The sequence below is a fragment of the Leifsonia sp. NPDC056665 genome (assembly GCF_042791795.1).
Lineage (GTDB): Bacteria > Actinomycetota > Actinomycetes > Actinomycetales > Microbacteriaceae > Leifsonia.
The window spans coordinates 210,157-232,454 of sequence record NZ_JBHTXK010000001.1 but is presented as its reverse complement, the minus strand read 5'-3'; the positions used below and the strand labels follow the sequence as shown (position 1 = coordinate 232,454).

The following is a 22,298-nucleotide window of genomic DNA, read 5'->3' as shown; positions in this document are numbered from 1 at the left end:
AGCATCAGCGACGCAACATGGCGACTCTCCAGCGGTTCGGCGACTACTCGACCTGGTACCTTCGTCTGAATCGGCAACGCGGTACCGACCCATCTCCGCCTCGTCGGAGTGCGGCTCCGCCCAGAAGACTGGGCGTCTACCAGATCACTGTTGAGCTCGCCCGGGTTCTATGGGGCTTGGCCGCGCCGGCGGACTCTGCGGCTGCGGTCGTCTGGGATCTGTCTGGTGGCGGCGTGCTTCAGCCGGTAGCGACAACGCAGTTCGGACGGGCACCCGCTTCGTTCGTTAGACGGCGCGCAAATCCAGCAAGGTCTTCACCTGAGTTAGAGCTAGCTCGTGAAGTTTCGCACGGCCATCGGCGTGCCAGGCTGAGTCGTCGCGATGCAACCGCCGAAGCGCTGGCAGCACCTTCACCCAGATGTCATCAATCATTTTCGGGCCGAGATCACCTGAGTCCACGGCAAGGTTTTCGTAGTGCGTTGTCCGGAACGGCTGGAAGCCCCCGTCGGTGTGCAGTTCCACTTCGAACAGCGCATCGGGCGCGGTCGAGGTGATGCCCGTTTTCGCTGGCCCGAATGACGCTTTGCCGAGCGCGATCAGCGCCGCTAGCTCGATTCGGTCGATCGTTGCTTCCTTCGAGAATTTGGCGTTTCGGAACTGGCGGTCCTGCGATGAGAGCTCGTGCATAGCGTTGATGAGCAGGCCGCTTCCTACGTTCGCGGAGGTCTGGAACCGGTAGAAGAGCCAGAGGAAGAAGTCTTCGCTGAGGGCTTCTGCGAGCGTCTCCACGCGGAGTAGGACGCGGTCGTCGACCGATTTGGTGAGCGCCCTAAGCGCATTCGTCGCCATTCGGAACTGGGTGCCTTCTCGCGCTGTTGCGAGCCCGGTGTACACGCCGGGCCGCTCTTCATAGAGGAGGAGATCTGCGGCGAGGAGGACGCTGATGTCCTTCCAGTTGGCGCCGGTGCCAAAACGCCGCTTGGCTCGCGGGTCCGTCGCCTCCCAGTAGTAGCGCAAGCGCAGCCGGCGAGGCAGGCCATCCTCCGGCTCGAGGATGAGGGGGTCGTGGACGGTGAACTTGAGGACCGGCGCGAGGCCGACCACCATTCCCTCGTCAAGTGGGCTCCCCCAGCCGGGCTTGTCCTTGGAGGAATCGGGAACATATTTGTTCCGTTTGGCATGGGCGACCAGGTCCTCCATGGTCCCCCGGAACTCAAGGCGAAACGGCCGCGTCGCGATCTGACCGCTCGTCAATACCCCCACATCAACTCCTGACGTCTAACCCATCGATGCCACTAGTCATAGCAGCACGGCGCGGGTGAAAGCGATTCGACTGGTCACGCAGAGACAGAGCGAACTGGACCGCGTCGCGGCCACCCACAATTCCGACCGGTTGGAACGAACCAATCATTCTCGCCTGCCTCCAGCCGTGCTTTGTCTTGGTCAGCTGCAGCTGAATCGCCTCCGAACCATGGATCATTGCCACGCTTGCCGCGCCGGCGCGCTGCTGCTTGATGTTCACGATCCCGGGGGGCCCGAATTCCACGCAGGCGACCCAACCGTTTTTCACCATGCTGCGCAGGCTCAGCAGCCCGGCGAGGGAACGGTATTCGGCTACAAGGTCGACCTTGAATGCGATCTCTGGCCCGTTGAAGAGTGGATTCGGTTTTGTCAGGTCGACGAACGCCCACCCTTCTGTAAAGTCGTTCCCTTCGATCTGCCAGTTGAGCGTGAGGAGGGGCCTACCGAACAGCAACGATGGGAGGAACACTGCGGCGATGAAAGACAGCGCGACGCCAACGATCCAGGCGAGCACGTCGGCTCCGGGGATCAAGGAAGTGATGCCAAGACCCGCGGCGAAGACGAGGATCTCTACCAGCAGGTTCGCCGCGTCAAGCGCCTTGGCGACCCACTCCTCTTTAGTTCTCAGCAAGGATTGCCTTCCCGAGAATTTGGGTGAAGTCGCTGACATGGCCGGCTGCTGCATCGCCGAGGACGCGGACCTGTCCGTTCTGCGCGAGTCGGAACGCACCGAAGTCGTGGCTGACCATCGTGACTGCGAGAACTAGGAAGTCCGAGGGGTCGGCCGCAAGAAACTCTTCCGCCTCGGCGGTTCCTGCGTTCACGGCTTCCAGCAGGTCGGCGGTGAACTGTTCTGCTTCGTCGTCCTCGTCGGCGGAGGGGCTGAAGGCGTCAGCGACGGTTGCGTCTGTGGCGTGGAAGCCTTTGCTGACGAGGGCTGTGGCAAGGACAACCAGGTCGTGACTACCCCAGCGCGGGACGTAGGTGTGGTCCGCGGAATTGTCTGTGTAGGAGGCGCCTTCAGGTATCGGAACGGCGTCAATGTGCGCGCCGTCGTCGTCCCTGCGCTCCACAACCTGCAAGAGGGACATGCCTGCATTATGTGCCACGCGACCGACTTCCGTTAGTACCGCCGGGCGAACACCGTAACGGCGCGACGGCAGCAGAAGCGTTCCACGCCCGACGACTTGCCCAGACGTCGATAGTGACTACCCCAAGAGCCATGTGAACTCCGGCGGGACCCCAAACCTCGTGGCGCGAACTCCCGCGTCGTACACGGTGAACAGCGGCCATTCCGTTTCCGGGTGCAGCGCTCCCTCCTCGATGAGCTCCATCGCGACCCGGCGTGGCGGGCGGGTGAATCCGCGCAGCATTCGCGTTGCCGGGAAGTTGAAGATCTCATACGCCGTGTCGCGGGTGATGTATCCGTCGTTTCTCGCCGCTTCCGTAATCGTCTGTTTGTAAGCATCGGGAAGCCGGTTGAAGAGCTCTTCGATCGCCGCGCGTGTCCAGTACTCGGTGACCTCCTCGGAGTGCTGAGGCCGGTCGTCCTTCTCCGCCCGGAACGCCAGCCGTTTGTCGACGTTCCAGGCTCGAACGTCTTTCTCAGTGGTGCCGCGGGTACGTATTACGGGTTCGAAGTCGACCTCGAGCAGGTCGTCCTCGACGGCGATAACGACCGTGTTCTGCTGCTTTTTCCGTCGCCGAGGCTGGTCATCGCTGTCGCCGGTCAACAGGGTGTTGATCGCTGGGGAGTTCGCGAATCTGATTTGGGACCCGCGACCAGGGCCCGGGTCTGTTGTGACCAGCGTCCATTCACCAGCGGCTTCGTCGTCGCCGGCGAACGCGAGACGCGCATCGGCTCGTCCACCGGGCGCCACCCGCGGGTAGGCGCGTGCGCCGGGGATGTCGTCCTCGTCGGCTTGAAGGTCGTCGGAACGACCGACGAAGACAAACGCGGTGTCGTTGAACACGAAATAGAGTCGTTCGCTGAGCCTCTCACCAATCTCGGATGCGTCGGCGGCTATCGCCGCGAGAGCGTTAGCCGGTAGCTGCGAAGCGGTTTGCAGGCGGGCCGCACGGTCCTTCGCGTCGTCGAAGTAGCTGGGTGCGGCGCGCGGGTCGGTCGTCCACGTTCCGAACGCCTTCCGGAAAGCTTCCCTCATTTGGTTCACCGGGAACGAATCGACGTCATTCTTCTTCGCGAGATAGAGAAGCTGGTCAGCGATCCGGGAGACAAGTTTGATCAGGGGTTGGAACGCGGGCGCCCCGAGGTCGACCAGCGAGATCCGCTGGGCGAGCGCGTACCTTTCGGCGTCGCCGGTGAAGCCGGAAGTCGAGAAGAGGACGTAACGGTAGTCGTGGCGTCGCATTCCCGTGCTCGCGTGGACACCGGTGTAGTACTCGTTGACATCGTTAATCACCCCGAGAGCGTTACGCAGCTCTAGTAGTCCGATGGATCGTTTACGGCACTTCGCTTCGACAAACAGCCGAAGCGGATAGGTAAACGTTGGTCGCACCCGCAGTTCGCCTAGCACATCAGCCTGGTGCTGGGCGCCGCGACCATGAATCCGCAACCCGTTCGACCCGTTGATAAGCATCTCGGGGTCCTGGCTTGCGTCGACGAGGAGGTCATAGCCGCTGCCTTGGAGCAGTTTCGCGAGGACCTCCTCCAGCACGTATCCGCGGAGCGCGCCAATGCTGATCACTTCTTCTCCCAGGTGTTGATTCGTTCTAGCGCCAGCGCATGTCGACGGTGACCGTCTTCACCTGGCCGTCGAACTCATGAACGAACTCGACAGGTTGCTCGTACGCGCAGAACACGTCGACGAAATCCTTCAACATCTCGCTGGACCGGATGGTTTCCAGGTCCGAGCTGAGGTGAGCGATCAGTTCGCGGCTGGCGATAACGATCAGTTTCGCCCGCGGTCGAGTGGCGAGGACGTTGAACCTGTTCAGGTTGTGGAGGAACTCTTCCTCCTCGGCGACAGTGTCGGGGTCACCGACCGCGTAGGTGGCGATGATGATGTCCCGTTCCTGTCCTTGGAAACGTTCGACGGTGTCGACCGCTGCTGCGATCCAGTCGGCGGTTGCCGGGTCGGCGTTGGCTGTAGCGAACAGGGCGACCAATGTGTGAACGATGCGCGCGCGTTGCGCGCGGTGAACGGTGACGATGCCGACGCCTTCGGTCCAGAAGTACTTCCAGTCGATCGGGTCGTCGGGGCCGCCGTCGACACCTTGAGCGAGGGACAGCGCGTACCAGGTGACGAGTCGGACGACGACGTCGACCTCGAACGGGTTCCACTGACCGGACACACCTTCGGGGTACGTCAGCGACACCACGGGGCGGCCCGGATCTGCAACAGTGGGGATGGCGTCGGTGAACGGCAGATTCGCGGGCCAGTGCTGCGGGCGGGACACGGCGTCGCAACCAGTCCGGTAGCGGATCCGTCGGCCCGTGTGTTCGGCGACGAGTTGCGCAGGATAACCTGCGGTGGTTCCCAGCGCGACGATCTCCGCGTTCGACCGGTAATTCCGCAGCAGCGGCTTCTGCGCGACCCCGTGTTCGAGGTGGAAGAACTCGTAGATTGAACCGACAACGGCGGCGAGGTCGCGTGGTGGTTCCGCGTTGTGGATAGGGGGAAGCTGTTTCGGGTCACCGGCGACGATGACCTGGGCGCCTGGTCGGACGCCGGCCAAGGGAAGGACCGCGTGAGCGACATCGAGCTGTCCAGCCTCGTCGATGATGACGACATCGAACACGGCACCGGCAGGGCTGCCGGTCGCCGCGTTGACGACCTTGTGCAGCTGCTCGGACGGGCCAGCGAGGAGGAAGACCCCACCATGGGTGAGCTCGCCAGCCAGCCCGACCAAATCGTTGGAGTCGACATCCATTTGAGGTGCCGGCAACCAATCCGGGGTTTCCCGGGCGGAGGAACGCACGCGCCTGACCTGAACATGCGGGGCATGGGTCAACACTTCCGGGATCAGGGCCCTCAAGACGTTGTCGACCGCCGTATACGTTTGAGCGGTCACCGCGACGCACAGCGGTTGGAATGGCTCCGCCGTCAACGCTGCCAAGATCGCCCGAAGCGTCTGCGTCTTCCCTGTACCCGGTGGACCCCAGATCAGTGACAGGCGTTTCGATAGCGCCTGCTCCCACGCGGCCCATTGGCTGTCGTTGAGGGAATGCTTTCGGCCCTCAACGAGAGTCCGGAGACGGCCGAGGTCGCGCGGAATCGTTGCCGGAGCGGCAGCAGTGTTCGGCGCGTCCCACAGGAAATCCTGGACGGGGTGCGGTGCGCCGCTCTGTGGTTTACGGGTGACACCAGTGGCGTGCTGGATGCGGGGATCCCGGTTGGCCAAGGGAGGGTTCTTGATCGCTTTGACGGTGTCTGCGAGCTTCTTGACGAAGAACTCGACCGCGACTGGTTCCATCACCAGGTTCCGGTCAAGTTGAACAAGCCCCGCGTCAATGAGGGACTTGCGCTGTACCGGATGGTTCGGTCGGTAATGGGCGAAGTCGACCGTCATAAGCCCAGACGCCCGGTCGATATGCTGCACCGTCGCACCGAAGACGTCGTAGAGCTTTGCACGCGCCGCCCAGAAGTCGCCGGCCCACCGGTCCGCCAACTGGCCGCGGCCGACCGACTCGACGAAGCTCTTGAACGGGTAGTCGAGTTTCACCACCAGTTCCTCGGGGACGATCGTCCACCCGAAGTCTCCTGGCTTCGCGACCACGTCGATACTGCCCGGCGCCAGCTGGAACACGACCCGGTTCGGGTCAACAGTGAGGCCAGCAGTTTGCAAAGCCGCAGCCTCGGCTGCTCCGGTCAGCCGGTGGGTGATCCGTGCGGCACGGAACTTCGCCTCCTGCTCCTCCACGGGAAGGGCACGCAGCTGAGTCACCTCCAACGAGTCCAGAGCCCCGTTCAGTTTCGCGTGAGCGTGCAGGAGCACACCGAGCAGGCTGACACCACTGAGGTCCTCGGGTGGCCGCAGTTGGCTGATCTTTGGGGCGCGGCGGGTCAGTCGGCCGCGCAGCTCATCGGTGAGATGCCCTGTGACCTGTCCGAGAGCCCACAGTTTCGTCTTCACGGTGCGTTCAAGTGAGGCTACGAGTTCCGTTTGGGTCGGCGCTGCAGGTGAGCGTCGGGTTCGCCAGACCTGGTGTGCCCGCTCCGGAGGGATCTGATCAGTGAAAGGGTCCTCCCAGAACAGCGGAACTTTGAACTCGGAGTAGGCATAGTCGTCCTGATGGAACCGGCGCGCGGTCGCTAGGAGCGTGTAGGTGTGTGCGAGGTCCAAGCTCAGCAGCGCTTTCGCCGCGTCGCGTACGACACTCACCGCGGGGGTTGCCGCGAGAACTGCGCTGCCGACGACGTCGTCCGGTGGGAACAGCCATGCCAGTCGCTTCAACTTGTTCGTGCCAATGATCCTCGGGAGGTGGCGACCGATCACCCGGCTGAGGTGCTCAAGCGTGATCGAATCCCACACGTACACCTGGAACGTCGCGTCGGGGTCCTTCCGGGACGCTTCCTGGATGACCGCGTCGATGTCGTCGAGGAGCGCAGCGAGCGCGTCCCATTCTGCGTCGAACGTCTTCGTCTGGGTGTGGTGGACGCGGGTGCGGTTCGAGCTGACAGCGGTGAGCTTGTCACCTTTCACCATCCACGCCCAGTTCAGACCGAACGCGAGAGTGATCGCACTGCCAGGGTCAAAGTCAGCGGTGATGTGTAGGCGAAGCTTCGCGAAATTGGGGATCGCGGCGGAGGTGGCGTTGTCGCGCAACGCCGGAACGGTCTGACCGGACAACGCACGAGCGCGAGCGCCGACGATCTGGCGTTGCCCGCGAAGTCGGTGGTGGGCGTCGAACGACGGGTCTGTCGGTGCCAGCCCAGCCACCGACGGAACAGTCCCGTGTCCTTTCTCTTTCAGGATTTGGAATGCGCCACGGGATAAAAAGGGCAGGCGGGAAAGATGCTGCTCCCGTTTGGCTGTCGGCAGGCAATGCCGTGGATCCCAGTCGGAAGGGTTTGCTCCGGGCTGCGGGTTGAACTCCTGGCCGAGGTTGTCGCAACCCTGGCAGCCCGTCGTCACCGTCCACGGAAGGTCGTTGAACGGCGTCGAGAGTACCCGCGGGATCAGTGTGCGGAGTACACGCAGTGTCTCAGAGATGAAAACTCGTAGCGGTGCCACTTCGAGATCTTCATGGAACGCGCCGAGTTTCGTGGCCGTGTCCTGACCGGCGCGGGTCGCCGCGACCAGCAGCGACTCGTCTTCGCTTCCCGGCCACACCGCCGGGAACGCTGAGACCGCGAACCGGTCACTCAGGCTCCGGTCTTCGAGGAATGCTGCAAGGGTGAGGACGTAATAGGACAGTTCGGCGAAATAGTTCGGGCCGGGTTCGCTGGTCAACTTCACGTCGATCACCCGCAGAACCATGCGGCGGTCGCGGTTGTCTACAGCGACAATCGCACCGTCAGACAGGACGATACGGTCGCTGAGGTTCGGCACTCCGGCGGAGACAACTTCGATGACGTCAGGGCGGACCCGGGCAAGATCGAGGGGACCGTCAACGTCGGCGAACACGATCGCATCAAGGTTGTGGATGCGTCGAAACGCTGCGGTGTCCGCGTCGAATTCCGCCTCGATGAGGAACTGTCCCGGGTTCACTCCGGAGCGGAGCTTCTCCTCCAATTCGCAGGCGGCGAAGTCGAGGCCGGGCGCGGTTTCCCCTCCGGTGACTTTGCGGCCGCCGCCGATCAGGTTCGCGCCGCCGAACGCGGCATCCAGGTCATGAACTTTCTGATGACCCCATTCGTCACCGGCCCGGGTGATCTCGTTCAGCGCCGGGCGCACTTGCCGATGGGGTAGATTCAACCGTTCCCGCTCCGCTGCGTACTTGCCCGAGGTTGGATGCATCGAGAGACGCAGCTGCTTCTCACACCCGCTGGCAGCGAATTGAGTGATGCTGGTCTTTTCCACGCGCGGCATAGCGAATCTCCGGTCGGGCCCCGACTCCCCTTATCGGCGGCGTCGAAATCACCCTATTCGGGCCGATTGCGCTCAACTATCAAAAAGTCTCAACTGCCCCGAACTGGGGTCAACAGGTCGTCCGATGCCGCAGCGACACGTGCGGCAGCGATGTAAGCACGGCGAAGGTTTCCACGGTCAGCGTCGCCCAGCTGCGCCGCGTCGGCGACCAGATCTGCCGCTTCCGCTGCTGCACCATCAGTCACGGGGAAAGGGTGCGGTTGCTTTGCGAGCACGAACACCGCATCCCAGGTGATCGATCCTGGGCGACGGTGGAGACTCATGTCGCTGTCGCCACGCAAGGGGAACACCGTCACGACGTGCAACCCGGTGGAGATCAACGCATCAGCAAGCGCGTCCCACGCGGACATGGACTGATGTTGGAAGGTGAAAACCAGTCGGCCATCCGGTCTGAGGATGCGCGCCGCCTCGCGAAAGCACTCCGCAAGCCCCTCCATAAACGTCGCGGCATGAGTGTCCCGTCGGCCCTTCGCGGCCAGAGATCGTTCGGAGGGCCCGCCCGGATCAGTGATGATGCCCGCTGCGGCCAGCCAAGGGACGAAGAAGTCGGACAGTTCGCTGTAGTCGATGTTGTCCATATACGGCGGGTCAGTCAGGACGATGTCCGCAGAGGAGTCGGCAATCGTCGGCTGGTGGCGGCTATCGCCCTGCAGAACAGTGAAGGAACCCTCGGGCGGTAGCGCAACCGTTTGGAAGCCCGTTCCGGTCAGGGTCAACTCTTTTGGCGCTTTCGCGAAATTGATCGCGTTGGCGACCCGACGAAGCGCGTTCGGGAACGTGCCACGCCCGGTTCCCCGCAACCACGGGTTCAATTCCACCGGCCTGGCCGAGTGCGCGAACGCCCGCAGGGAGAACAGCGGGGTCACCTGCCGCCACCGTTCGGTGTACCTGGTGAGTACACAGTTCGACGTCAGATGATTCGACAGCGCGAGGGCATAGGACAGCTGCTGCGCTTCCGGGAGAGACGCGATCGTGTTCAGCAGCCATGTGGCGTGCAGCAGCTGGCGTGGGTTCAGAAGTTGTGAATATTCGCTGTACCCGTAACCGAGGATGCGGTTGTCGGATCGATTCTCGTTAGGGATTGCGCGGTTCGGGATGAAGCCGGCGAGCGGCCGCTGCAAGAGCTCAGCCCTATGAAGCGCATCAAGGTCGGCGGACGTCGGCCGGTGGAAGACCCGGGCCGTCATCGGTGCTGGGCGGGTGCTCGTGGAGACCGGGATCGATTCGATCGCGAACATCCGGAACTGGGGACGTTCGCCGGTTCGCCGTGCATAATGAATGAGGGCTTCCACATGACCGCAGTCGGGGCAGGTGGCTTTCCCACGCGCGAGCGGGGCGGCTCCAACCGCCGTCGCGCAGCCGCATTCGCACACGAACTCCCGCGCGCGGCCGCTAACGATCTGAACCTGGCCGCATCCACGGTCGGAGCACACCACCCACTGTTCATTGCCAGCCAGGGCGAGCCGGTAGCTAGGATGCGCGTCGAACGTTGCAGCGCAGCTCCCGCAACGGAGTTGCTGCACGTAAAAGAAGTGCAACCCGTCTCGGGTGTCACCGTCGGGCCCGATTGTCCGGTAAAGATTTCGCAGCGGCTCCGCTGTCTCGAACACCTCCGGGAAAACATCGAACGGATCGGGAAGATCACGGGCCCGCAATTCGAACTCGGTCACTGCGACGGCAACAGGGTCGATGTCCACCCCAGTGACGTCAGCACCGAGCCGTGACGCTTCATAGAGGCTGGTTCCTCCTCCGATGAACAGGTCCACAACGTGCTTGCCTGCCAACAGGTCGGAACTCAGAAACCCTGACCAGAAGTCGGCGCCGTTCTCCACCTGAGCACCGACCAAAAGCGCGCGCATCGCAGTTCCGTACCGGCGGGCGAACCATTTGTGGGCGGCGTACACCGGACGCGGACGATGCGACTCGCGGCGGGCAAGTTCGGCGAGCTCCTGAACCGGGAGGGTCCCGGCGTCGAGCACCGACAATGAGAGCTGTGCGCCGGCATCGGAAGTGCGGGGCTCGTCGCTCATTTGGTCGCTTCCATCGGTGCACGGTTGATACCGTTCATTGTCCGTCATGCTCCTCATATGCGCGGACCAGCCGTCTATTTGGTTCTCGCCGGCCCGCAGCGTAGGGAGACCAGATGCCAAACTCGCCCGTCCCCGAGCTTCCTCTCCCGCTCGGGCCGGATCCGCAGACCCAACTGCTCGCAGATGCTACCGATAGGTACCTGGCGGAGTGGCCGGACGCGCAGTTGACGATGTTCGAGGACAACAGCGTGGCTTTCCTCTTTGATGCGACGCCCGGCATCGACAGAACAGTTCTAGCCGTCGGAAACCCCCAAGGGCCGATCGTGCCACGGGACATCAACTACCAACGAGGCTACCCGCTCGCCAACCATGGGCCGCGGCGACTGGATCGCGGCCATTTTCTTCCCTACTCCGGCGGTGGCGGCTTCGGTCCGAACCTGTTCCCTCAAGACACCGCCCTCAACCGAGGTTGGTCGAAAGACGGCCGCGCGTATCGCGCGTTCGAACGGCGGGCCGTCATCGCCGGGCCCGATGGCCTCATGTTCTCGTACCCAACGTACATCGACGACACAACCACACCGGCGTTCATCCAACTTGGCCTCCTGGCCCGAACCGGAAACGAGACGCAGATCTTCCGGAATAGGTACGACGATGCCGCGCTGCTTGGGCAGGACCGCCTGACAGTCGAGCTGCACGGCGCCACCGATCATCAAATCGGTGGCCTCGGTGAAGAAACCGTCGGAGTCTTCCTCGAACGGGAGATGGGCGCACAAATCATCACGATGGGTGAAGCCGGGATGGAACGAACCGAAGGGCGGCAGGATCTTGACATCGTCGCAGAACTCGACGGCGTACTCATCGCGTACGAAGTGAAGACGATGTACACCTCCCGGCGTGCGGGGAAACTCAGCCGGGCAGGAAACCTGTCGCGACCGCGGCTGCGATACACGCAAGCCGGGGTCAGACAAGCGAGCCAAGCGTACGCGACCGACCGGCTCAGCAACACGATCGACACTTGCGGCGACTACCAGGGGATCGATGTCCAAATCGCCGTCGTCGATTTCGAATTGATGGCGCTACAGTTCTTCGACGTCGACGACTTCGGACGACGAATCACCCGTGCCGGACCAATCACGCCGTGCCGGAAATCCGCGGAAGAAGCGCTTCGCAACATTCTGAGCAACCGCGGACACCTCTGAACTCGCTATCGCGTGCAAGCCGCATCCACGCTCTCGCGAGAGGGAGGACTGAATCAACCTCATTCAGCGCCGAAAAATCGTCGCGCCCAACTCCTCGGGTGACTATAATTATCGCCAAGCGGGTGTAGGGCGTGCCTCAAAACGGTGGACTGGGATGCACTGACCGCGCGCGTCTCCTCTGGGATGAGCTCATGGCAAGCGGTCACCAGACGATCCTGGCTGCAAGGTAGTGGTCGGCGGCAGCCGAGAAAAATACGCAGGCGATTGTTGCCGAGATCGCTACTCGTTTCACCCGTCGACGCCGGCTGAACGATTGGTTCGGTGGTTCTCGGTCTGGAACGTTCACACTGCCCCCTCGGCATTTGCTGCCTGCCTTTTTTGTGAGCCCGAGTGGCCCAAAGGCAGGCGTCTTGACCTCAAGGTATGAGACGCAGAAAGACCCCGTAAATGCACCTAACGTCACATATCTTTGCCCGCAGCACCGACCGGCTCAGCTGGTCGCCTCTAGAGGAATTCGTCGGACGCCAGCAGCACCTTCACCTGGTCGAGGTCGGCTCTGATCCCGTCGACCAGCTCAGCCACCATCAGGACGCGCGCTCGAGAAGTTCCGCGACGAACTCGTCAACCCCGACACTGACGACGAACTTGAAACCTACTTCGACAAGAAGCACGCGACGAAGATGAAGCGCAAGTCCGAGGCAAAAATGCGCATCGGCTCGTGGAACAACTTCGCCGAACGAGAAGCCGAAGAAGACGCCGAGCTAGCCGCGGCCGGGCCACCAAGAACCTAGCCCGCAGGGCCGCCATCTGACACCAGTACCCGCAACACCAGGCGCTTCAGCCTGCCCCGAATCGCAAGAACCGGGCAGCTGAGGCGCCTTTCGCGTTGTCTGCGGCGAGCGCCGTTCGTCAGAACCGATCGTAAGAGGGCGGAAACGACTCAGGCGCCCGATTTCTCGGGCGCCTGATCTGTTCGCCAAGGGTATTGCAAACAATTCCGCCAGGAACTGCAACCAACCCAACGCGCCCCGTCCCGCGCACAACCCCTTCCGACGCTCGCAATCACATCCGAGCGTCGGACGGGACACTATCCCGCTTAGTCCAGTCGCTTCAGGCCCAAACCCGACGCCGCGAGTATTGCGTCCTCGCTAGCCCGGCTTGAGGCGACCAGACTCCCCACATCCGCGTGGATCGCGACCAGAGTCCCAATGCGAGATCTCGCGTCGCGCTCCAGTGCTACCGCTTCGGCGCTTTCGACTTCGTCGGCGGGTCGCGCCTCCTGGGGGTGGAGGCGCAAGCATTCGAGCTGCTCGAGGTCGTGGTTCCAGCGAACGCCGACCCGAACGATTCGATGATCCTGGTCTCGGTACCACAACATGCCGGATGGCCGGCCCTGATCCAGAATCAGGTCGGCGCCGGTGAGCGTGAACCCGGGGGCGCGCTTGCTGGGGTCCCACGCTTGGACGGTCATCGCGCCGCGGCCCATCTGCAGGCCGGGAATCAATTTTCTATCCGTGCGGTGCGCGAGGAACACGGTGCATTGTTGCCTGCTGTCATCCTCGCCAGTGTCAACGGTTGGAAGGTCAGCCGGTCAAGCCGTGGTGGGCTGGCTGCGCTGGGGGTCCTCGTCGCCGTGTTGCATGTGCTCGTGTTTCGTCATTCTTCTCCTCGGCGTGGAGCCCGCTGCTCTGCGCGCGCTTCAGTGCTGTTTCCGTGATCACCTTCTTCATGCGCGGCATGGCGCAACTTCGGTGTGACGCTGGGCCGGCCGCCGATCACGGATCGCGACTCTTGCCCGCGAGGGGAGGAACCCGCCCGCTGGCGGCCCAGGTCGCCGCCAGAGCCGAAATGAGTTTGGACGAGCTGGCTGTGGCAGTCACCCGGTGAGATCGGCTTGCCCGTGAGCGTCCTGGGGAGTGCTGGTCATGCCGCGGACGGTGATGCTGTTCCGCAAGCCCGCGTCCGGCTGCGTCTCACGCTCCGCCAGCGCGGATTCCGGCGCGGCCGCTGCGATCGGGGCGGGTTCGCTAGGCCGCCGGTCCTTCCGGGACACCATTGGCACTGCGTCATGGCCCGCTCCATCCACCACAGAGACCTCCTGCTTCCACCGGTGGAAGTAGAGAACTGCTCTGGATCCCAATGAAATAGCGGGTCTTGTCTGTGTTGCTTCCTTACTTCCTTGTTTCCAACCGATCACTGCTCTTAAGGGCGATGCACTCCAGAGCATCGGGCCACTCTTTCCCAACCCGTGCATATGCGTGTTCGTCGGCCACACGCACTCACCGTCTGGAAACAGGGAAATAGCGGAAGTACCGCGGCGGACCGCCAGATTGCGCGGATTTCGGGGGCGGCGTTACTTCCAGGCGTGGAAGTAGGGGAAGTTACGCCGCGGATCGGCGTGGCCAGGGACGGTCGCAAGGTCCGGTGCATTCTTCGCCGCATGTCTTTTCGGCGGACGCGGAACCCCGCGTTGCGACACAGTCCGGAAAGGCGACCACAGCACATGAACACCACCCACCCCCACGACGACACCCCACAGAGCGACCGAAAATTCGCCCCTGTCCCCGGCGCCGTGCCGACACCGCCACCGTCCGCCGGCGAAGGAACCGAAAGCGTCCCGGCGACGGCCAGTACCGGCAGCCGACAGCCGACAGCCGGAGGGGAGATGGTGGGGTCGCCGGGCGCGACGCCGCTCCATATCACCGAGGCCCACATCGCACTCAGCGGTTCAGGCCAAGCCGCCCATGCTGTGCTGTTCACCGGCGGAGCCGACGTCGCGATGATCAGTGCGATCGCTCCTGACGGTGTGGTGGTGGCAGCGCTTGACACCATCTTCGCCTGGCACGCCGGGGGCGAGCGGGCACTGAAGGAATTGAAGCTGGTGGCTAGGGCCGGCGAGGTCAAGCTCGCGCTCGAAGCCCCGATAACCTCCGGCGAGGACTGGGATGCGGTGACGGCACTGATCGGCGCTATCAGACTGCGGGGTGCAACGAAGGTGACCGTGCTGGAGGCTAAGGATCTGGCTCGCCTGATTGCCGAGGAAGACGCAGAAGACCGGGCCGAGCTCTTCGTTAACGCGCTCCGCGACGCGAAGCTGCTCACTGGGCGGCGGCCGGCGAACGCGGTGGACCGGAAGGCGGAGCTGGCGAAGAAGCGCGCGGCGTTTGACGTTGCCGGGGCGAAGGTCGATTTGGAGAAGCGGCTGATCGGTGTCCCGATCTTTAACGAGGATGGCAGCGAGCAGCTGCGCCCGCTGATGAGCGCGGCCGCTTACCGCAGGGTCACCCGCACCACGTTCGATGACCGTAATGGCGGCGAGGACGTGGCGGTGTCCCAGGACCACGACATCGAGGTCAGCTGGTTCGACCACCAGGGGATCCCGCGTTCGGCGGTGATCAAGCACGTCTCGGAGGATGACCTTCCGTACCCGCGGAGGTGGCTGAAGAGGCTCCCAGGCGGGCACGGAGCGAACATCATTGTCAACGACCCGCGGCGCAACGGCGCCACGATCGCGGAAGCGATCCGGGCCACCGACCAGGAGTTGCTGGAAATGCGGCAGGGCCGCAAGCGTACCGGCTGGATCGAATTGGAGAACACGCAGGACGGGTTTACCGGTACCGAGGTGGGGTATCTGCATGTCGGCGGCGCGATCACCGAGAACGGCAACACACAGTTCGCCAGCTCCGTCCTCCCTGGCCAGGAGGGAACCGTCTACCCGGACCCGTGGGACGTTACGCCGGAGCGTGAGCGCATGGTGGCTCGCAACGTGTTCGAGGCGGTGATGGAGATGCAGCGGCCGATCCAGTTCGGAGCAGCGCTCGGCGGGGCCGTGCACTCGTTGGCGGGCCTCGGGGTGCGCGGGATGCTGAACATGTGGGGGCCGCCGGGTTCGGGGAAGACCACCTGTGTGGCCGGGATTGCCGGGTTCGCCGGCATCGGGTACGGGTTCGGCGGCCAGCTGATGAGCAAGTTCGATGGCTCCCCGGCCTCGCTGCGCCGTATCGGTCGCGGCCGTCACGACAACCTCGTCACAGTCGACGACCAGCGCCCTAAGGAGGACCCGAAGCGGCAGCTGGATGTCCTTGCCGCGGTCGACGACATGAGTCGTCGAGGCTACGAGGGAGGAGCCGCCGGTTTCCAGGTTTCGGTCAAGGTCGATGACGAGTGGACGAACTCCCCACCGGATAACTCCGATGTCTTCTTCATCAGCGCGGGCGAGGGCCGGCTGCCGGGCTCGTTAAGTACCAAGGAGCGGGTCTTCGAGGTCGAACTTCCGGCCAAGGTCGCGTACCGCTCCGGTGACGCGAGGCGGTTCAAGGAGCTGCTCGGGAAGGAGGTCACCCCGTATCACGCCGCATGCCTAATCCGCTGGCTGGCGGGCATGATCAACGCTGCCGGCGGACTGGCCCCGTGGAGGGCTTTTCAACTGGCCGCCCGAGAACAGATCGAACTGGAGCTGCGCCCGCTGGTGAACTCCACCCGCTTCGCCGAGGTCGGGTCCGTGTTCGTGTTGGGTTTCAGGATCTGGCTGGACTATGTCGAGTCGATACACGCAATCACTGCCGAGGAGCGCTCAGAGCTCGAGGCGGCGTTCCGTACCCACCTGGAGGAGAACATCGTCGAGAACGAGAAGGCGGCAGAGGCAGGCGACGTGACCTGGGGCGACGTCATCACCACCCTGAAGCAGGTGCTCGCTTCAGGAGAGACCTACCTGATTGGGGACCCCCGCGTCAACGTGAGTCTCGAGCTCCCCGTGGGGGCGGACCGCCGCCCGCCGATGGGCAGGTGCTGCGAGGGACGCGGCGGACGCGAAAACTACGTCTTCATTAACCCGGTCGTCGCACTCGATGCCCTCCGCAAGAGGTTCGGCAACCGGATCGCTGACACAACGGCACTCGCGAAACTGTTTTCCCCGATCTCCTACCGAAGGGAGAACCGGCTCACCCTGCAGTCAAAGATTCACGGAAACACGATCGAGGGCATCGCCATCCCAGTCAGTTACTGGGAACACAACGCAGCTGAGGCCGCCGACGACTCCGAGTTCCTTGGCCTCGAGGCCAACACATGATCGGGGCGAGCACAGTCGGATCACCGCGAGCATCGTCATCACCACCAGGAGAACGCTCATGAACACCATCACCGAACAGACGCTGACCGAGTTTTCGCAGTGGCTGGCGGACAGGCGTGTCATCGGGGCCAGCATCGCTGGCGAGGCACTGTACCTGGCTGACGGCACCCCAACAGCCACCTGGATCATTGATCTGCGAAACCGGGCCGTCACGGCCGCCGCATTCAAGGTCCTCGCCGACTCGGGAAGGAAAGTATGGTGTGGCCGGGTCACGAGCACGCGCTACACCGGCACGCACCGCACGGTTCGTGCAGAGCATGCCGGCCCATACGCCATGAGGCTGACCGGTCAGCGGGCCGAGGCGCATTCCTGGCTGTGGGACGCGTCAACACTGCTGCACACGTTGCGCCCGTTCTCCACCACCGATAACCGGTGGGAACGCGACCCGCGCATTGACCCGCTCGGGTTCACCGCGACAAGCCCAGCGGATGCAGCAGTCCTCACCGCCCGGCTGGTGACCGAACTGCACACCGGCTCCCCGGCGGCTGCGCGGAAGGTCGCATTGCACTCCTGCCAGCAGCAGGCGATGTGGCGTCACCGGGAACAGATCGGCTGGCGCGTCGACGTGGACAAGCTGCGGGCGGAGATCGAGAGTTGCTACACCAGCAAGCGGCAACTGACTGACGAATTCGGTATCGACCTTGTCACCGCGGCCACGGCCGCTGACCGTGCCCGCATTCACAACTGGCTCGCCGGCTACGGGATCGAGATCCGAGACCAGCACGGCGACCCCACCCTCGCCCGCAACGCCATCGACGAGGTGAATCTGACCGACCTGACGAGCGAAGCCCGGGACGCCTGGTGGAAGTTCCGCCGGGCCCGGTCGAACTACTCGCGGATGGCAAAGCTTTTGGAGATCAAGTCCGCGCTGCAGAACGGGCGGATCTACACCCACCTGCAACTGCGAGCCACGATCACCGGGCGTTCCACCTCCGCCAGGCCGGCGCTGCAAAACATCCATCGCGACCTGCGCGGTCTGCTGATTGCCGACCGCGGCAAAGTGCTGGTCAGCCTAGACCTCAGCACAATCGAGCCTCGCATCGCTGCCGCGCTCTCCGGCGACCAACGCCTCGCAGCGGACATCGCCAGCGGTGACCTATACACCAGCTTCGCGCGCCGGCTCTGGGGCGCCAGCGCGTCCGACGAGGCAGGCGGGATCATCCAGGAACATCGAGACATCGCCAAGACCGCAATGCTTCAAACCTTCTACGGATCCGGCAGCGCCACTCTGGCGCAGCGGCTCGGGCCAGACACCACCGTCGCGACCGCCCAGCAGCTGATCGACGGGTTGTGGGCCGCATACCCTCAACTCAGGTCGTTCAGGGATCAACTGAACGCCGCCGCCCGCCGCCGCCGACCCGATCCCTACGCCAGCGGCCGTCCATCCGCCTACTCACCGCGCGGGGACCACGCCGCCCTCAACATCCGCATACAGGGCGAAGCGGCCGACGCGTTCCTGGAGCTGAGCTCCGCGGCACTACACCGGCTCGGCCCCCGCGCCGCATGGCTGAGCGTGTTCGACGAACTCGTCGTCGAAGTTCCCGAGGCGCACGCTGAACAGGCTAGACAGATCCTTCAAGAGACGATGTGCGCCCAAATCAACGGGATCCCGCTAACTGGGCAAGCACAGATCCTTGGCGCTGCCTGGCGGAAATAACAGCGCTAGAGCCGCGCAATCCGCCGAACGCATCCGCACCACCTCGCCGGCGAGAAGGCCGCGGAACCGGCTGCGAGTTTTCGCCGCATGTCGATAAGTAACGACGCCAAGCCTTGGCGCTCTAAACCGAAGGGAAAGAGATGGACACAGACATCCAGAACGACGCGAGCACCGCTTCCGGAGGTTCCGGGGGCGAATGGGGGAGTGGGGCAGGTGTGCTGCTCCTGCGGGCGTTGGCCAGCACAGACGGGTACGTGCCCCGCGTCGACACCGACGGGCTCATCATCATTGAGACCCCCGGCGCCCTCACCTGCCTGGAGACCGGTCACCCGTTCAGTCGGGCAGACCTGGAGCGGCCCGACCCGTACCGGGAACTGTTCGACGCGGCACGCCGTGAGCATCAGTCAGCGCTCGAGGAGCGCTTGGAAACGCTGATGTTCAGCCTGGACGCCTCCGGCAGCGACCTCCTCATCCGGTTCTACAAGGAGCCAGAGGCGTGCTACTGCGCCAACCACGCGCCCTCCTACTGCGCCCCACCGCCGAGTGACTCGCGCAGCGCGGCGACGGAGGAGAAGAGCGGCTGGGCGGGACGCGTCACAGTCCGCATCTCCGAATCGGACGGACACACGCTCATCCGGGCCAACGATGCGCGCGCAAATGTCGATCTCGCCGACACCACCGTGGACCTCACCGACTGGATGGATGAGCTCATCAGCGCGGTCCAATCAGCCAGAGACCATGTGGACTTCTCCTAACTGGGCTGTGGATGAACGAGACGTGGGCGTTTCTCGACGAGCCGTCCGCTGCCAAATACGGAAGGGGCTTGACCGCGCTTCTGCGCCCGCTGACCGCCAGTATGGTCATTGGTACCTGCAACTGGACCAGCAACACTGAGCACTTCGTCGGACTCGTCGAAGTCAAGCGGTGACTCGAGCGCACTCGGCAAAGATTCCGCCGGACGTAATGCGAGCGTGCGGCGGATCGTACGACCGCCCACGGTAAAATGCTCGCAGGGAATCGGAGGTGGGAATGGCTGCTCGCACCACGACGACCGCGGGCCGCCGCCGGCCGGACACCGACTTCTCCGGGGTCCAGACGGCCTTGGGCGACCTCGGCTACCGCCTAAGCGTCGACGAGGTCAGACGTGTCGTGGATCTCGTTCTGAAGGAACGGGCGGAGCGGTTGGGTGCCGCTGGCGGCCACGCCGAGCACGAGGCCGACGCGGAGAGTGCGCGCTTCGAGACACGTCGAGGCGCTCTCGACGATGACGAGGAGTCGCCGACATAGGCTGGCCGGCTCCTGCGTGCGCTTGGCCTGACCCGGGCGGACCTCGACCCCTATCTGCCGCCGGCTCTCATACGGGTCGGCAATCCTTATCCCGTCCTCCGGGTGACCGCGGACGCTTTGGAACGGCTCGACCACGACGCCGACGAGGTCCTCCGGAGCCAGGATCAAGGGGGTTGGGACGGGACAGTCCCCGTCGTGCACCGCGTGTCGCGGGCGCTCTTCGGCAGCAGGAGCCCGTTCTCGCGCGGAGCCATCCGGGAAGACCCCGCGACAGGGTCGGCCGCAGCCGACCTCGGCGCATACCGTCGGTGGGGAGGCCATATCGCCACCCCTGCTACGGTCGCGATCAAGCAGGGGGGCGACGGGGGTGGCCCTGCCTCCTCAGCGTCAGTGTCCCGCCGCAGGGGAGGGGTTCGTGTGAGCGGGACGGTGGCGCGCTTTGACTCCGATTGAGCCTGACGGAGCTGTACTCAAACGGCGGCGCGAGCTCAGGCGGTGAGCCGCGCGGGCATCGCGGAACGGTCGTTGCTCGTGGTCCTCGGGATCATCTACGTCGCGACGTTGCCCCACTAATTCGGCCGGTCGCATCACCGGAGGGCGATCGCTGGTCACACGGCGACGTCGTCCTCCCGCCGTTCCTCCTACTCTTGCGTGGTCCAGCTCGCGCGAGGGGGCCGGCTCAGCCGACTCCGGGTCTTCTGGCGCGCCCGGCGTCGCGCCGCCGGTGGTACGCGCAGGCCCCTGCTTCGCGGGGTAGCCATCTGTGATGCCGGCTGGGTGGAGGTGCAGATCGCGCAGCGCTTCGCGAACACCAGGCCGAGTCGCCGCCGCATAGAGCGAATGTCGGCGGGATTCCGACGGCAAACCCAACAGGGCCTAAGTCCCAGAATGGAAGAGAACACCGTGAAGAGTTTCAAACTGTATAACGAGCCGGTGCTCGCCGACCTGCAGACCCGTATCGAAGAGGTGGAGGGGCGTGCCCGGGAGCGAACCCTGCAGGCAACCGACCTTCTCCGGTTCGCCACGAGGGTGGAGGCTACCTTCACCGCGCTGGGAATCCCTCTCGCGGCGCGGGTCGGGGCGGTCGTCGAGGTCAGCGGGATGACCAATCGAGTAGCCAACTCGTATCGAGGAGTCCCCTATGCGACCGAGGCGCGGCTGCAGCGGAACACGCGCGGCTGGCTGGTCACAGACATCGACCGGGCGCCTGGCCGCGCATTCGCAGACGGATATCGCATCACCCTCGCGAACGTCGACCCGCAAGGACTGCTGAACTCCATCCTCACCAGCCAACGAATCACCCTCGAATGCCATCGAGGCGCCGCGGGGCGGCTTGGGTAAAGGACAGGCACGGTAGCTCAACAGAGCAGCCCACCGTTTTGAACCCACCGTTGGCCGGCGGGCCACCGCAGCAAAGGTTTACACCGGGCGCGGCCGAATCAACGCTCGGTGCCCGCCCGCCGACGATTGTTCCAGCGCGGGTACTGGTCGCGCCCGAGTACGGTAGCGACCCAGCCGTGGCCCCCGACGGCGGTCGATGGCTAGCCAGATGTGAGGCGGCTGAGCCTGCCCCGTCGGCCGGGCGGGAGGTTTTCAGCGAGGGAAGAGGTGTGGTCGAGCGCGGTTGTTGGTTCCTGCCGCGCATAGACGCGGAGAAGGGAGCGATACCAATGACTACACCATCGCCAAAGCCTGATTCCGAATCGAAGCCGCCCGCACGAACCGGCGCTAGAAACAAACGTCCCCGGCGGCCCGGAGAAGTAACGCCCCGTCCTGCGCTGTACCGGGAGATGAGTCGAGCCATACGAGAACGTGACCTCGACGGCATCCTTGCCGTTGTCGACAGCCGAAGTGAACGAGACGAGGCCTCGGGTTGCCTGATCTGGAAGGGCAACTCGAACCGCAACGGTTACGCGTACGTATTACGTAACCCGGGCGTCTACGTGCATCGCGTCGTCTGCTGGGCAAGCAACGGCTTCCCCGGAGACCTCAGTAGCTTCCCTCCCGTGCATCATCTTTGCGGCAACACAATGTGCGTGAACGGTCCGCATCTCGCGCCCGCCACAGCGCTCACCAACACCATCGAGGCCTCCGCGCGGACCACGCTTCTGCGACGGATCAAGGCCTTGGAGGCAGAAATCAATCGCTTGGACCCGAACAACCCTGTAGTTCGGGACTGGCCGGCCATCGAGGGCGGAGTTCCCGCCGGCCAGATTCGCGTGTGGCGACAGAAGAACATGTCCATGGGGGAGTCCCTGCGTCTGCAGCGGCGAAGGGAAGCCCACGCTGCATCCATCCGAGAGCGCAAGCAGATGCGATTCGAGCAGGTTCTCCAAGTGCGGCGACTGCTCGCGAAGGGACTAACCAAGAAAGACGCGACGAATCGCGTCGGGATCTCTTACAGCACATACGACGACTGGAACCGTAGATACCAAGATGAAATTGAAGCTGCACCCCACAAGTTTGTGAAGCCGCGAACCGAGCCCGATTGAACACCTGGGCGCCCGCTTAGACGTTTACCCAGGAGCGCGCACGCGCGCCGCGAGCAACGGCTCGTTGAAACGCATTTGGGCTCCGGGACGCATTTTGTCGACCTCGATCAGCGCAGCCGCCTGGTCCAAGGTCAGCTGGTGCTCCTG

At 64.0% G+C, this 22,298-nt stretch carries 16 protein-coding genes; 10 read left to right on the top strand and 6 right to left on the bottom strand.

What is annotated here, in order from left to right:
* Nucleotides 1–285: 285 nt before the first annotated feature.
* The 6 genes from ACFQ9V_RS00965 to ACFQ9V_RS00940 all read right to left on the bottom strand — a co-directional run bounded on the left by ACFQ9V_RS00965 (nucleotide 286) and on the right by ACFQ9V_RS00940 (nucleotide 10,388).
* Entirely contained in the window at nucleotides 286–1,200 is a 915-nt protein-coding gene (locus tag ACFQ9V_RS00965) for a hypothetical protein (RefSeq protein ID WP_382457316.1), read from the bottom strand.
* Nucleotides 1,201–1,264: 64 nt separating this feature from the next.
* A complete protein-coding gene (locus ACFQ9V_RS00960; RefSeq protein WP_382457315.1) occupies nucleotides 1,265–1,972 on the bottom strand; it encodes a hypothetical protein in 708 nt (235 codons plus the stop codon).
* Nucleotides 1,920–2,393: a hypothetical protein gene (locus tag ACFQ9V_RS00955; protein WP_382457314.1), complete on the bottom strand. Its 474-nt coding sequence runs from the start codon at nucleotides 2,391–2,393 to the stop codon at nucleotides 1,920–1,922. Before ACFQ9V_RS00955 ends, ACFQ9V_RS00960 begins: the two co-directional genes overlap by 53 nt.
* A 117-nt stretch (nucleotides 2,394–2,510) precedes the next feature.
* Complete coding sequence (locus ACFQ9V_RS00950; RefSeq protein WP_382457313.1) at nucleotides 2,511–4,010, bottom strand: restriction endonuclease; 1,500 nt, start codon at nucleotides 4,008–4,010, stop codon at nucleotides 2,511–2,513.
* A gap of 25 nt (nucleotides 4,011–4,035) precedes the next feature.
* Nucleotides 4,036–8,289 (bottom strand): DEAD/DEAH box helicase, encoded by a 4,254-nt coding sequence (locus ACFQ9V_RS00945; protein WP_382457312.1) that lies wholly within the window; start codon nucleotides 8,287–8,289, stop codon nucleotides 4,036–4,038.
* 98 nt (nucleotides 8,290–8,387) lie between these two features.
* Nucleotides 8,388–10,388: a hypothetical protein gene (locus ACFQ9V_RS00940; RefSeq protein ID WP_382457311.1), complete on the bottom strand. Its 2,001-nt coding sequence runs from the start codon at nucleotides 10,386–10,388 to the stop codon at nucleotides 8,388–8,390.
* 113 nt (nucleotides 10,389–10,501) lie between these two features.
* Between ACFQ9V_RS00940 and ACFQ9V_RS00935 the strand changes: the two genes are divergently transcribed.
* The 10 genes from ACFQ9V_RS00935 (at nucleotide 10,502) to ACFQ9V_RS00890 (ending at nucleotide 22,151) form a co-directional block, all read left to right on the top strand.
* On the top strand, nucleotides 10,502–11,587 hold the full coding sequence (locus ACFQ9V_RS00935; RefSeq protein ID WP_382457310.1) for a hypothetical protein: 1,086 nt from the start codon (nucleotides 10,502–10,504) through the stop codon (nucleotides 11,585–11,587).
* 1,186 nt (nucleotides 11,588–12,773) lie between these two features.
* The gene (locus tag ACFQ9V_RS00930; RefSeq protein WP_382457309.1) at nucleotides 12,774–13,304 is read left to right on the top strand and encodes a hypothetical protein; all 531 of its coding nucleotides are present in this window, start codon (nucleotides 12,774–12,776) and stop codon (nucleotides 13,302–13,304) included.
* Between the two features lie 786 nt (nucleotides 13,305–14,090).
* The gene (locus ACFQ9V_RS00925) at nucleotides 14,091–16,655 is read left to right on the top strand and encodes a hypothetical protein (protein ID WP_382457308.1); all 2,565 of its coding nucleotides are present in this window, start codon (nucleotides 14,091–14,093) and stop codon (nucleotides 16,653–16,655) included.
* 58 nt (nucleotides 16,656–16,713) lie between these two features.
* Nucleotides 16,714–18,372 carry a DNA polymerase gene (locus ACFQ9V_RS00920; protein ID WP_382457307.1) on the top strand — a complete coding sequence of 553 codons (1,659 nt, stop codon included), beginning with the start codon at nucleotides 16,714–16,716 and terminating at the stop codon, nucleotides 18,370–18,372.
* A 140-nt stretch (nucleotides 18,373–18,512) separates the two neighbouring features.
* Nucleotides 18,513–19,127 (top strand): hypothetical protein, encoded by a 615-nt coding sequence (locus tag ACFQ9V_RS00915; RefSeq protein ID WP_382457306.1) that lies wholly within the window; start codon nucleotides 18,513–18,515, stop codon nucleotides 19,125–19,127.
* Between the two features lie 11 nt (nucleotides 19,128–19,138).
* A complete protein-coding gene (locus tag ACFQ9V_RS00910) occupies nucleotides 19,139–19,300 on the top strand; it encodes a hypothetical protein (protein WP_382457305.1) in 162 nt (53 codons plus the stop codon).
* A gap of 101 nt (nucleotides 19,301–19,401) precedes the next feature.
* Complete coding sequence (locus tag ACFQ9V_RS00905; RefSeq protein ID WP_382457304.1) at nucleotides 19,402–19,659, top strand: hypothetical protein; 258 nt, start codon at nucleotides 19,402–19,404, stop codon at nucleotides 19,657–19,659.
* Between the two features lie 12 nt (nucleotides 19,660–19,671).
* The gene (locus ACFQ9V_RS00900; protein WP_382457546.1) at nucleotides 19,672–20,112 is read left to right on the top strand and encodes a PhzF family phenazine biosynthesis protein; all 441 of its coding nucleotides are present in this window, start codon (nucleotides 19,672–19,674) and stop codon (nucleotides 20,110–20,112) included.
* 435 nt (nucleotides 20,113–20,547) lie between these two features.
* Nucleotides 20,548–21,000: a hypothetical protein gene (locus ACFQ9V_RS00895; protein ID WP_382457303.1), complete on the top strand. Its 453-nt coding sequence runs from the start codon at nucleotides 20,548–20,550 to the stop codon at nucleotides 20,998–21,000.
* A gap of 449 nt (nucleotides 21,001–21,449) precedes the next feature.
* The gene (locus ACFQ9V_RS00890) at nucleotides 21,450–22,151 is read left to right on the top strand and encodes a hypothetical protein (RefSeq protein WP_382457302.1); all 702 of its coding nucleotides are present in this window, start codon (nucleotides 21,450–21,452) and stop codon (nucleotides 22,149–22,151) included.
* The last annotated feature ends 147 nt before the right edge of the window (nucleotides 22,152–22,298 follow it).

Excerpts from the sequence above, each read along its gene's own strand:
- ACFQ9V_RS00965 (WP_382457316.1), bottom strand. The coding sequence starts at position 1,200 with ATGGAGGACCTGGTCGCCCATGCCAAACGGAACAAATATGTTCCCGAT.
- ACFQ9V_RS00960 (WP_382457315.1), bottom strand. The coding sequence starts at position 1,972 with ATGTCAGCGACTTCACCCAAATTCTCGGGAAGGCAATCCTTGCTGAGA.
- ACFQ9V_RS00955 (WP_382457314.1), bottom strand. The coding sequence starts at position 2,393 with ATGTCCCTCTTGCAGGTTGTGGAGCGCAGGGACGACGACGGCGCGCAC.
- ACFQ9V_RS00940 (WP_382457311.1), bottom strand. The coding sequence starts at position 10,388 with ATGAGCGACGAGCCCCGCACTTCCGATGCCGGCGCACAGCTCTCATTG.
- ACFQ9V_RS00935 (WP_382457310.1), top strand. The coding sequence starts at position 10,502 with ATGCCAAACTCGCCCGTCCCCGAGCTTCCTCTCCCGCTCGGGCCGGAT.
- ACFQ9V_RS00925 (WP_382457308.1), top strand. The coding sequence starts at position 14,091 with ATGAACACCACCCACCCCCACGACGACACCCCACAGAGCGACCGAAAA.
- ACFQ9V_RS00920 (WP_382457307.1), top strand. The coding sequence starts at position 16,714 with ATGAACACCATCACCGAACAGACGCTGACCGAGTTTTCGCAGTGGCTG.
- ACFQ9V_RS00915 (WP_382457306.1), top strand. The coding sequence starts at position 18,513 with ATGGACACAGACATCCAGAACGACGCGAGCACCGCTTCCGGAGGTTCC.
- ACFQ9V_RS00910 (WP_382457305.1), top strand. The coding sequence starts at position 19,139 with ATGAACGAGACGTGGGCGTTTCTCGACGAGCCGTCCGCTGCCAAATAC.
- ACFQ9V_RS00905 (WP_382457304.1), top strand. The coding sequence starts at position 19,402 with ATGGCTGCTCGCACCACGACGACCGCGGGCCGCCGCCGGCCGGACACC.
- ACFQ9V_RS00895 (WP_382457303.1), top strand. The coding sequence starts at position 20,548 with ATGGAAGAGAACACCGTGAAGAGTTTCAAACTGTATAACGAGCCGGTG.
- ACFQ9V_RS00890 (WP_382457302.1), top strand. The coding sequence starts at position 21,450 with ATGAGTCGAGCCATACGAGAACGTGACCTCGACGGCATCCTTGCCGTT.